This is a genomic window from Streptomyces minutiscleroticus, from assembly GCF_014650875.1.
GTDB lineage: Bacteria > Actinomycetota > Actinomycetes > Streptomycetales > Streptomycetaceae > Streptomyces > Streptomyces minutiscleroticus.
Window position 1 is genome coordinate 67,426 of record NZ_BMVU01000037.1, and the last position, 11,773, is coordinate 79,198.

Sequence of the window (11,773 nt, forward strand, 5' to 3'; positions counted from 1 at the left end):
TCGTTGTCCCATTGTGCGGAGCGCGACCGCTCAACCCGCCGCTTCGAGCTGCTCAAAGGTGCTTACTTCCGCCAACGCCCGCCGTCGCGCTCCGGGACGAGGCCCTCTCCACGATGTCGCGCGGGGTGCCGGACCACAGCCCGTGCACGTCCCCGTTCAGCCGGCACTCCCGGATCCTGCGGCGGTGCACGCTGTCCGTGATCCGTCGGTGCATCGAGAGCCGGAAGCGGCCCGTACGGCCGTCGTCCCACGGCGGCGAAGCGAACTCCGGCGCTGCGTGCCTTTGGGCCGAGGATGTGTTTCCCTTCCCGGCCGGAGCCGGGGACAGCCACGCGGAGGAGGACGCCCCGCTACCGGTCGGCCACTACGGCGAGACGGCGTCGGGCGTCTCGTCGTGGGCGAGGACCTTCTCGGGCCTGCCTCCCCGCCAGGATGCCGCTCACTCGGCTCCCACCGGAGGCCGGCGTAGTGGCGGAAGGCCCTGCCGTGCCCCGAAGGGCACGGCAGGGCCGGTGCTCAGGTCATGGCGCGTGCCCAGGGTGTTCCCCGGGTCTGCGCCCACTCCCTGTCCGGGGACCACAGCTCCGTGCCGCCGCCTGGCCCGGTGTCGTGGCCTGCGCCGCTCCACGGAACGGCGGGACTCCACCGGCCGGGTCCTCCCGTGCCGCCGTCGCCGTCGTGGCCGCCGGCCCGGGTCGGCCGGTGGTCGCGGTCCGTGCGGTGGAAGCCGACCGTGTAGGTACGGGTGACCGCACCGCTCGCGGAGGTGACCGTGATGGTGCGGGTGGTGAACCGCGCCTGCTGCGAGGAGAGGACGGAGCTGCCGCCGGTGACCTTCACCCGCGCGCCGGACTCGGCCGCCACGGCGCCCACGGCCGGGATCGCCGCGTTCTTCGGCCAGTCCACGACGTACGTGGACACGTCCGGGTCGAACCCGTCGATCGCGACGCCGCCCACGGTGACGGCGGAGGCGTCGGCGACGCTCGCCCTCGTGGCGTCCGGGAAGCCGGTCACCGTGACCGACCCGTCGGCGCCGACGGTCACGTCCGCCGCCAGGGCCGCCGCCAGGTTGATCCGCTGCCAGCTCGCCTCCCCGTCGGCCGTGAGGTCGAGAGGGTACCCGGAGTCCGTGGCGGTCTGCTCCAGGATCTGCGTGCGCTGCTCGGTGGTGAGATCGGGGAAGGCCGTGATGAGCAGCGCCGCCGCGTCCGACGGTGTCTTGAGGGCCTGCCCGGCCTCGCCGGTCCGGGAGAAGCCGTAGCTCAGGCGCTGGGTGTAGGTGTCGATGTGCTGCGCCGTGCTCCGGCCGGCGTAGGGGTCGCCCGCGCAGTCGGTGAGCGTGTCGCCGTACCCCTCCTTCTCGCACCGCGCGAGCAGTACGTTCTCCACCTCGGTGTGGGCCTGTGTCAGCAGTCTCGCGAAGTCGGGGTCCGCCCACCGGTGCGCCACGGTGGCCTGGGCGCTGATGCGGCCGCCCATGACGTCGAGCGGGTAGTGGAACCCGAGGACGATGCGGTTGTTCCCGTACTCCGAGGTCCGCGCGAGGATCGACGGCGCCAGCTCCGGCAGCAGCGTGGCGAGGACGGTCCCCGCCTCGTAGCCGCTGTAGGCGTGGCCGCTCGGGTACGAGCCGCTGGTGACGAGTGAGGCGTACGAGCCGTCCTGCGACTCGTACACGTGGCCGCCGTCGCCGACGAACCCGAGTCGCACGTACGGGCGCAGGTAGTCGTAGTGCTCCTTGGCCGCGTCGTGGGTGTCGAGGTGGTCGGTGACACGGGAGAACAGGGCGCTGGTCTTCGGCAGGTCGCCGCCCTTCAGGGCGTCGAGGTAGAGCCGGCCGAGCCGGGAGCCCAGGCCGTCGGCCATCGTGACGGTGGCGCTGTTCGTGGCGTCGGTCTCGGCGCGGTCGACCTCCTTCTGCGTCGCCGCGTTGTTGATGCCCACGACCAGCTTGTCGTTCTCCGCGGTGAGCGGAGCGCCTTCGGGCAGTTCGGCGTTGGGGCCCAGGACGTCGGCGCCGAGGTCGTCGAAGCCGCTGAGCAGGTTGGTGAAGTAGTCGCTCCCGTCGGCGGCCTCGGGCCAGGCGTCCGACGGATAAGTGGCGTCGAGCACGTCGTCGGGGAACGGGGACGGCTCGTACGCGGCCGGGTCGGCGTCGCCGGAGGACGCGGCCGTCGCGCCGGAGGAGGCAGTCCTCGCCTCGGGGGCGTCCGAGGTCCCGGCCAGGGTGACCGCGGTCACGGTGGCGGTGTGGGTCCTCGCCCTGCTCCCGGTGGTGAGCAGCGCCGTGTCCGTGGTGGCGGGCACGTGGACGGTGGTTCCGTCGCCGAGGGTCACGGTGTAGCCGATGACCGGGAAGCCGCCGTCGCCGGCGGACCGCCAGGTCACCCGGACCCTTGGGCCGTCGGTGACCACACCGGTCACGGTCGGCGCCTGCGGCCTGCTGTCCCCGGCGACCACGGGCCGCGTCGCGGCGCTCGGGACCGAGGCGCCACGGGCGTTCACCGCGCGGACGCGCGCCGTGTACGACGTACCGGACTTCAGCATGGTGAACGTCGCTTTCCGGCTGTCCGGACCGTCGATCTCGACGTGATGGCCGCCGCTGAGGGTGATCTCGTAGCCGGTGACCGGCGAGCCGCCGTCGTCCTTCGGGGCGGACCAGGCGACCGTCACACTGGTGCCGGACGAGGTCGCCGACACCGCGTCGGGCGCGGCCGGCGCCGTCTTGCGCTTCAGGGTGAGCGAGGACAGGGCGCGGTCGAGGGTCTCGTACCGTGCGGTGAGGGTCTTGTCCGTCGCCGTCCCGTCCGCGACGGCGGTCTTCGCCCGGGCGAGCGCGGTGGTGAACCTCGCCCACGAGGCGTCGGTGTAGCGCCCCTTGTCGACGGCCGACGCGGTGGTGACCAGGTTCTCCAGTCTCAGCCGCGGCAGGGGGACCAGTTGCCTGGCGGCCAGGGTGAGGCTCCGGGTCCGCGTGTCGGCTTCGAGCCGGGTGGCGTCGTCGGCGCCGAGGAGGGCGCGTGCGGCGGCGAGTTCGCGCTGGTACACCGCGAAGTCGATGGTGCCGTACCGGTCCGCGTCGCCGGAGAGGCCCTCGTAGGTCTCGACGGCCTTCCGCAGGGCGGTCAGGTCCGTTACGGCGGGCGCCTCGACGTGGCTGAAGGTGATCCGGCCCAGGTTGGCGACGTACGGGTGCGTGGAGTCCGCGTGGGTCGTCAGCCGCAGGTGGACGGTGTGCTTGCCGGTGATCGTCTTCGGCAGGGTCAGGCTGGTCGTCCCTCCCGACGACCACGAGGAACCGGTGACGGGCAGCGGGACCGTGGCGTACGGGGTGCCGGGCGCGTCCTTGTCGAAGCCGTCCAGGTAGAGCTGGACGGCGGAACCGGTGCCGCAGCGGGCGGAGTTGTTGACGTAGGTGAGGGTGACGGTGTTCTTCGGCGAGGTGCCGAAGTCGATGTCCCCGTAGTCGAGCCAGGCCCCGTCGTAGGTGCCGCCGAGTGAGGTGGCGGACCCGGCGTCGCTCCAGGTGGCCGTCTCGCTCTTGAGCCCGCCGCCGCTGTTGGCCTTCCACGCCGTGGCGTCGAACGCCGCGGGGGTGTCGGCGCTGCGCGTCAGGGTCAGTGAGGAGACGTTGGCCACGTACGGCTGGGCGTCGGTCTGCGTGGTGGAGACGAAGACGGCGTACACGTCCTGCGTGCCGGTGAAGACGCTCGGGTCGAGCGTCACGCTCGTGGTGGCGATGGTCCCCCAGCCGGAGCCGGTGTAGTCGAGGGGGATGTCGACACGGGTCGGGGAGTCCTTCGCCCCGAGGCGCAGTTCGATGTGCGAGTCCGACGCCGCGCGGGAGCGGGGCTTGTCGTAGCGGACGGTGACGGTGTCGGCGCCGTCACCGAGGTCGGTGTCCTTCCACCGGGCCCAGGCGCCGTTCGTCACGTTCTCGAAGACGCCGTTGGAGAGGTTCAGCGGGGACGAGCCGCCGCCGGTGGCGGTGGTGTCCGGCGCGGTCAGCGTGGCGAGCGTCGTGGTCGAGCCGGACGAGGGGATCCCGTACGGCGAGAACCGGTACCAGTCGAAGTTGGACACCCACTGCTGTCCGGACGGGGCGTGGAAGACGAACGTCGCGCTCCCCGCGTCCAGCAGGGCGTCCGGGTCGGTGACGGCCGCCTGCACCGTGACGTAGTTCTGCCAGGAGCCGGTTCCGGGGAGCTTCACGGTGGCGACGACGGGGCCGCCGGCGTCGCCGGCGTGGAGGTCGACGCTGCTCGGTGCGGCGGTCGTGGCCTGGGAGTTGGCGTAGCGCACGGAGACGCTGCGCGGGGCGATGCCGCCGAAGTCGAGACCGGTGTACTGCTCCCAGGCCCCTTCGGTGACGCCGCCGAGGTCGCCGTCCGAGTAGTACGCCTCCTTCACCAGGCTGGGGCCCTCCATCCGGTCGGGGGCCTCGGCCTGGAGGACGGCGTAGCCGCCCTCGTCGAGGGTGAGCGCGTCGGCGGCGGACCGCAGCGCGTCGTGCGCGGCCATGAGCGTGCCGGTGGCGGAGGCGGAGTCCGCGAGGACGGTCCGCGCGCGTTCGAGCGCCGTCCGGAACAGCCCGTAGGAGCCGTCGGAGTAGCTGCCCGCGCGCACCAGCAGGGCCTGGTCGACGAGGGCGCTCAGGGCCGCGCGCTGTACCGCGGCGGCGGAAATGCGGAGCGGGTCGGTCACGGAGATGCCGGTGCCGGTCACCGTGGAGGCGGGGACCTTGTGGGCGAAGGCCGTGTCGCGGAAGGTGAGCCCGAACCGTACGTCGGTCCTCGTGGCGCCCTTGAGCGTGAGGGCCGCCGTGCGCGAGCCGGTGACGCGGAGATCCGCCGTGACACCGTCCGGCAGGCCGGTGACGGCCGCCGCCCCGGTCCGGGTGAGGCTGGTGTTCTTGCGGGCGGCGAAGGACGCCTTGCCGGTCAGGGTGAGTTCGACGGTGCCCTTGACCGTGCCGTCCGCGGTGGTGGCGACGGTGTCCGGACGGGCGGAGAGGACGGTCCTGTCCTTGCCCGCGCCCGTGTCACCGTCGCCCGAGTCGGTGCTCAGCGAGTAGGCGGGCTCGGTGTCGGCGCCCCAGGAGGAGGGCTTGGAACCCATGGTGAAGTCCAGGGTCCCGCCGCCGACGATCTGCGCGTAGTCGAGCCAGGTGTTGCCGAACCGCTTGCCGTTGAGCGTGGCGCGCTGCACGTAGTAGTTGTCCGCCGACACCCCCTCGGCCTTCACCGAGAACTTGCTGCCGTTGGCGTAGGTGATCGTCGTGGAGTCGAAGAACGGGCTGCCGATCTGGAACTGGCTCGACCCGGCGGTCACCGGGAACAGTCCCAGAGCGGCGGCGACGAACATGGTCGACATGGTGCCGGCGTCGTTGTCCATGGTCGGCAGGAAGCCGTCCGGGGCCAGCTTGTAGACCCGGGTCTTGACGGGCGGGCGGAACTCGCCGCCGGAGCTGGGGGCCTCGTTCGTGGAGCCGGTCGCGATGTAGCGGTTCCAGGTCTCCCCGGTGTAGGTGGCGCGCACCCACTTCTGTGTCAGGCTCGGCTCGCCGACGTAGTTGAAGAGGTAGGGGGCCTGGAGGTCGATCTCGTTGGCGTTGGAGTGCAGCATGGTCGAGCCGTCGTCGGCGTCGGAGTCCTCGCCGAACATGTGCAGCATCGCGGCCCTGCCGGCCCTCTCGCCGCCCATGGCCTCGACGAGGCCGGCCATGTCGTACGCGTCGTACCAGTGGTACTGCCAGAGGGTGCCCTGGTAGAGCTTGGCCTCCTCGAACTTCTCGTGGTCGGCGCCCTGCCAGTCGCCGTTCGCGGCGCGCGGGGTGAGCAGCCCGACCTCGGTGCCGTCGCCGGCCTTCCAGGCACCGGGCTTGACGAGGTGGTCGATCGCCATGGTCGCCTGGGCGCGCAGCTCCTTCGCGTCCGCGTCCTTGCCGAGCGCGTCCGCGATGATCGCCAGCGCCCACTGGTCGTAGCCGCGCTGCACGGTGGTGCCCGGGTCGCCCGCGACGTATCCCTGGCGCAGCTGCTCTCCCGTGTAGTACCCGGCGTACGACCTCAGCGCGGGGTACGCCTCGTCGAGCCGGTCGAAGTCCTCGTACCCCTTCGACAGCGCGTCGGCGATCACCACGGGCAGCCGCTCCCAGCGCACGGTCGGCACCGAGTGGGTGAGGCTGCCCAGGCTCTTGCCCGAGGCGCGGGTGTCGGCGAAGAGGATGACGGCCGACTGCACCATGTCCCGGTAGGCGGCCGGGTCGATGTACGCCTCGACGGAGAACTTGCGGAAGTCGTCCCAGGAGGACCAGCCGTCGTAGTAGGTGAAGCCGTTCGCCTTGTGCACCGCGCCGTCCGCGCCGCGGTACGTGCCGCTGGTGCTGGTGGCGTTCACCGGCAGCGCGTACATGCGGTACAGGTGCGTGTAGAACAGCTTGGTGAGCGTCGAGTCCGGGTCGGACCTCCTGGACGCCTGCACGTCGACGGCTCCGAGCGTGCGGTTCCAGTCGGCCCTGGTCTGTGCGCGCGCCTGGTCGAAGGTGAGGTCGCCGACCTCGTTCTCCTGGTCGGTCGCGGCCTGTTCGGCGCTGATCGGCGACAGGGTGACGCGCAGTTCGATGTTCTCGCCGTCGGCCGCGTCGAACCCGAGGACGGCGCCGGTGTCGGTGCCGTCCTGCGCGGTCGCCTCGCTCAGCTGCCCCTTGTCGCCCCAGGTCCGCAGCGAGGTCACCGGAACGTTCGTGGTGGCGTGGTAGTACATGCGGTACGAGGCGCCGTTGAACGACCCGGCGATGCTCCCGCTGATCGCGGTGGTCCCGTCCGCCAGCGTCTTCGCGTCCAGGGTCGCGCGGGTACGGCTGGTGAAGTTGTTCGCGAGGTCGAGGACGAGCTTGGGGTCCGACCCGGCGGGGAAGCCGTACCGCTCGAGCGCCGTGCGCGTCGTCGCGGTCACCTCGGCGTCGATGGTCCCGGCGGGGGAGTCGAGGCCCACCCGGTAGTAGCCGGGCGTCGCGGTCTCGTCGTCGTGGCGGTACGCGTGCGCGTAGGTACTGGCGGCGGGGCGGCTGTCGTACTTCTGGGACGTCGGTACGACGAGCAGGTCACCGCCGCCGCCCGAGCCGCCGACCCCGTCCAGGTTCGTGGCGGTGAACCCGGCGATGTGGTCCTCGTTGTAGTCGTATCCGCTGTGGTTGCGGTTCGGCGTGGTCATCGGGTTGACCTTGGCCAGACCGTGCGGGGCCTGGGCGCCCGGCAGGTCGTTGCCGTCGTCGCCGGCGGTCGACACGAAGGGGTCGACGAGTGCGGTGTAGTCCGTGCCGCCGGACGTCCCCGAGGACTGCGCCGCGGCGGGCACCGCCGCGGCCGCGGCGCCGCCCGTCAGCGCGGTGAGGGCGAGCGCCCCGGTGAGCAGCGCGGCGAGGGCGGCGCGTGGTCTTGTACGTGGTGCGGGCCTTGCGTGTCTTGTGCGGTTCATGGATCTCGGGGGCACGGAACCTCTCCAGCGTCGCGTTGCACGCGCAGGGACCGGACCGCCGAAGACAACGTTGTCAACATGACGTCCGGAGTGCGTGCACTCGGGGTGAGACGGCGGCGGGCACACGGAGTCACACGCTCCGCGCACCGCCCCCGTCATCACATACGGAGAAGTCGTACAACGGACGAACGGGGTTCGTACAGAGGGTACGCACGAGCAGGAGCACGGAGTGCGTGAAACAGCGCACCGAGCTTGGGCGGATGAGATGTCCGGCAGGCGCGCCGCTCCTCACGCGACCGTGCGGACGAGCTTCTTGCCGACGAACTCCTCGATGCCGGGGCGGCCCGGTTCCCGGCCGGAACCGGAGCGCTTGACGCCGCCGAAGGGCAGCTCGGCATCCTCCGCACCGACACCGTTGACGAAGGCCATGCCCGCCTCGATGCCGCCGGCGACGCGCCCGGCCCGGGCGGAGTCCGTGGTGAAGACGTACCAACCCAGGGCGTACGGGGTGTCGTTGGCGATCCGCAGCGCGTCCGCCTCGCCGGCGGCGCGGAAGACCATGGCGGCCGGGCCGGACAGCTCCTGGCGTGCGGTGGCGTGCTCGGTCGTGAGGCCGGTGAGGACTCCGGCCGGGAAGTGGGCGCCGCGGCGTTCGCCCTCGGTGTGCAGCGTCGCGCCCGCCGCGACGGCGGCGGCCACCTGACGCGCGAGGGTGCCGGCGGCGGCGACCGAGGACAGCGGCGCCCCCGACCGGCGGTCGAGGAGCGCGGCGGTGAACTTCTCCACGAAGCCGTCGTAGAGGTCGTCGGCGACGATGAACCGCTCGGCGGCGTCGCATGCCTGTCCGGAGTCGTCGAGGCGGGCACGGACGGCGGCGTCGACGACGGAGCCGAGGTCGTCGGTGGACGGCACGACGGTCGTAAACGCTCGGTCGGTCGGCGGTGGTCCCCCACGGACCCATGGTGGGTCCGCGTGGGTCATGGCGCGGTCGAGGCGGTACGGGATGCGTGGTGGCGTGCACGGGTGACGACGAGGGAGACGTTCTGCCCGCCGAAGCCGAAGGAGTTGCTGAGCACGGCCTCCTGGAAGGCGTCTCGTCGCTCCGTGACGACGTCGAGACCGATGTCGGGATCGACGCCGGCCGTGGTGAGGTTGCGGGTCGGCGGGATGACGCCGTGCTCCACGCTGAGGGCGGCGATGAGCGCTTCGATCGCGCCGGCGGCACCGAAGAGGTGGCCGAGGGCCGCCTTGAGGGCCGTCACGGTGGCGCGGCCGAAGAGCTGCCCGATCGCGTAGGCCTCGGCGGTGTCGCCGGCCGGGGTCCCGGTGGCGTGGGCGTTGACGTGGCTGATCTGCTCGGGGGCCAGGCCGGCTTGTGCGAGGGCCTTGCGCATGGCTGCGATCTGGCCGGAGCCGTCGGGGACGGGCGCCGTGATGTGGTGGGCGTCGGCGGCGATGCCGGCGCCCGCGAGCACCGCGTGGACGTGCGCGCCCCGGGCGCCGGCGTGCTCGGCGCTCTCCAGCACCAGGACAGCGGCGCCTTCACTGAGGACGAAGCCGCTGCGGTCCGCGGCGAACGGCCGCGACGCCGAGGCGGGTTCGGCGGTGTGCCGGGACAGTGCCTGTGCCTGGGTGAAGCCGGCGACGGTGATCGGGGTGATCGCGGCCTCGGTCCCTCCCGCGATGACCACGTCCGCCTCGCCGGCCCGGATGAGCCTGGCCCCCAGGGCGATCGCCTCGGCACCGGAGGAGCACGCCGAGACGGGTGTGTGGGCCCCGGCCCGCGCGCCGTATTCGATACTGATCAGCGCCGCCGCCGCGTTGGGCATGAGCATCGGGACCGTACGGGGCGAGACGCGCCGGGTCCCGGCCGCCTCCAGCGCGTCGTCCTGCTTCAGCAGCGTCTGTACGCCGCCGATGCCCGTGCCGATCGCCGAGGCGAGCCGGTCCGGGTCCACCGCGGGGGCGCCGGCGTCGGCCCAGGCTTCGGCCGCCGCGACCAGGGCCGCCTGCTGCGAGCGGTCCAGCCGCCTGGCCCGCACCGGCGGCAGCGAGTCGGCGGGGTCGCTCGCCATCGTCCCCGCGACGGTCCGGGGAAGGCCGCCGGTCTCGTGGCCGTGCGGGACATTGCCGCGGATGCCGGACTCGCCGGCCAGCAGGGCGTTCCAGGTGGAGGCCACGTCTGCTCCGAGTGGCGCGATCGCGCCGAGTCCGGTGACGACGACTTCAGTGCGGTGCATGCGCTCCGACCCTTCTTGTATGCGATACAAGTCTGTGGGGAGTTTTTGTATCACATACAATCGAGGTGTGGAGACGAAGCGAACCGAAGCCCGGACCACGCCGACGCCGGCACTCGACCGCGGACGCGCGACGAGACGCCGGCTGATCGAGACCACCGCCCGGCTCCACAAGGAGCGGCCCGGCGCGGAGCTGAGCGTCGCGGAGATCGCGAAGGCGGCAGGGGTCTACCCCAACCAGATCACCTACTACTTCGGCTCCAAGGACTCGCTGCTCGTGCACGCCGCCTTCCTCGGCCTGCTGCACGACGCCCGGCGCATCGAGCGCATCGCCCGCCAGGCCCCCGACGCGGCGACGTTCCGGCACACCATCGCCCGCGCCGTACTGGCCATGCCCTCGCTCCCCTCGGTCACGAAAGCACTCGCCGCAGGCATCTCCAAGCCCGAACTCGCCCCCGTGGTCGACCAGCACCTCCAGCTGCTGTTCCGGCAATCCGAACGCTTCGCGGGCCAGCTCGTCCGCAAGCGCGGCTGGCAGGCCCGCCGACCGCTCGACGTGGAAGCCAGAACGTTCTGGAGCACCGCCCTCGGCGCGGTGCTGCTCGTCCGCGCCGGGGCACACGGCACCAACGCCGACCTCGACCTCGCCGGAGCCTTGACCATCCACGACGGACCCGGGCCCGAATAGCCCAGCCGCCCGAGCCCGCGGCGGCGACGTGCGCCTACCCCGTGCGACGGCGACCTCGTCCCGGTCGGCATGATCGCCGGCACCGGCGAACTCCCCTGCTGCCGCCCGGAAAGCGTCAGGCCACAGCACTGTGACTGAGAGCTGCAGCCGGTCCGACGGCCAACTGGACGCTCAGTTCCGTGCGGGAGGGAGGAACACCCGCCGGAGCGGTGCCGTCAGCCTTCCCGGCGCGGCGACCGGGACGGCAGAGCGGCAGGGGACGAACGGACGGGACGGCCGTCGGGGCCGTTGGTGAGCCAGGAGCCCTCGCCCAAGAGCTTCAGCTCGTACGGGCCGGCCACTTCGACGGTGATCTCGCCGCTGAGCATGCCCGTGCGCACGTCGACCAGGTGGTAGCGGAACCACTCCTCGTCCTGGCTCTCACCGCCCAGCGTGACGACGGCCGTGTCCGGGCTCAGATAGCCGCCGCCCCATTCCACGAAGGTCTCCTCCGGGTCGTACCCGAAGGCCTCGACGGGCAGGGTGAGGAGTACGTCCCCGCTGGGATGGCGGTGGAAGGCGACGTCCCCCTGCCCGTGGTCGACGGTCATGAACTGCTGACCGTCCGGCGCCAGGTCGATCAGAACGCGGTCGCTCCAGGAATACGTCACGAACTCCGGCTCACCGGCGGCCCCGAGCATGCCCCGGAGAATGACGGAGCCGTCCTGACCCTCACCGATGTCGAGGTAGACGCTGCCGTCCACGGGGTGCACATGGTGCTCGGCCCCGTGCCCGACCGTCCCCGACTCCCACCGCGCGAGGACCGCCCCGCTGTCGGCGTCGTACACGACCCACTGGTCCGCTCCGCCGCGTCCCGCCATCGCGTCCGGCCGGTAGACCCACACGGTCCGCCCGTCCAGCGACAGCGCGCAGCCGGGCCGGTGGCCGTGGCGCACGTCGGAGTGCGGCTCGAAGGCCGACGCCCACACCGGGTCACCGGCGCGCGTGAGGCAGACGACACTGTTCAGGGTCGTGTACACGACGCGCTCGAGATCGGGCCGGACCGCCGACTCCACGACCTCGTCGCCGGCCTGCGACTGAAACACCGCGGCGGGTTCCAGCGTCCCGAATGCGCCGGAGTCCACCGTGTAGGCATGGATCCGCCCGTCGCGGTGACGCGTGATGACTTTCGAAGGCCGGGCGGGAAGCATCCGCCGATGCTAGGGACCGTATCCAGTTGTGATCAATCTGCGGGATCCGGTCTCGCGGCACGGCGTGAGCCGGTAGACCTGATGTCATGACGCAGGTGCAATTGAGCGACGCTGAGTGGGAGTTCATCGAGTCGTATCTGCCGATCGGCCGGTTCGGTCCGTATCCCGAGCGGTTGCGG

Annotated in this window: 5 protein-coding genes; 1 reads left to right on the forward strand and 4 read right to left on the reverse strand. The window is 72.0% G+C overall.

All coding sequences use genetic code 11. The features are described from left to right. Positions 1-516 precede the first annotated feature (516 nt). From IE271_RS28645 to IE271_RS28655, 3 genes are all read right to left on the reverse strand, one after another. Positions 517-7,479, reverse strand: coding sequence for a glycoside hydrolase domain-containing protein (locus tag IE271_RS28645; RefSeq protein WP_190193360.1), 6,963 nt, complete (start codon positions 7,477-7,479; stop codon positions 517-519). Between the two features lie 288 nt (positions 7,480-7,767). Then, complete coding sequence (locus IE271_RS28650; RefSeq protein ID WP_229919617.1) at positions 7,768-8,391, reverse strand: aldehyde dehydrogenase family protein; 624 nt, start codon at positions 8,389-8,391, stop codon at positions 7,768-7,770. Between the two features lie 65 nt (positions 8,392-8,456). After that, the gene (locus tag IE271_RS28655) at positions 8,457-9,719 is read right to left on the reverse strand and encodes a beta-ketoacyl-[acyl-carrier-protein] synthase family protein (RefSeq protein ID WP_190193362.1); all 1,263 of its coding nucleotides are present in this window, start codon (positions 9,717-9,719) and stop codon (positions 8,457-8,459) included. A gap of 67 nt (positions 9,720-9,786) precedes the next feature. On the opposite strand from IE271_RS28655, the gene IE271_RS28660 reads away from it, so the two are divergent. After that, the gene (locus tag IE271_RS28660; protein WP_190193363.1) at positions 9,787-10,404 is read left to right on the forward strand and encodes a TetR/AcrR family transcriptional regulator; all 618 of its coding nucleotides are present in this window, start codon (positions 9,787-9,789) and stop codon (positions 10,402-10,404) included. Between the two features lie 215 nt (positions 10,405-10,619). On the opposite strand, the gene IE271_RS28665 is transcribed toward IE271_RS28660, so the two are convergent. Next, positions 10,620-11,594, reverse strand: a complete 975-nt coding sequence (locus IE271_RS28665; protein ID WP_190193364.1) for a hypothetical protein — start codon at positions 11,592-11,594, stop codon at positions 10,620-10,622. Positions 11,595-11,773 lie beyond the last annotated feature (179 nt).

Bases quoted from the DNA above. Each gene is read 5' to 3' on its own strand.
- IE271_RS28665 (WP_190193364.1), bottom strand. From the start codon at position 11,594: ATGCTTCCCGCCCGGCCTTCGAAAGTCATCACGCGTCACCGCGACGGG.
- IE271_RS28655 (WP_190193362.1), bottom strand. From the start codon at position 9,719: ATGCACCGCACTGAAGTCGTCGTCACCGGACTCGGCGCGATCGCGCCA.
- IE271_RS28645 (WP_190193360.1), bottom strand. From the start codon at position 7,479: ATGAACCGCACAAGACACGCAAGGCCCGCACCACGTACAAGACCACGC.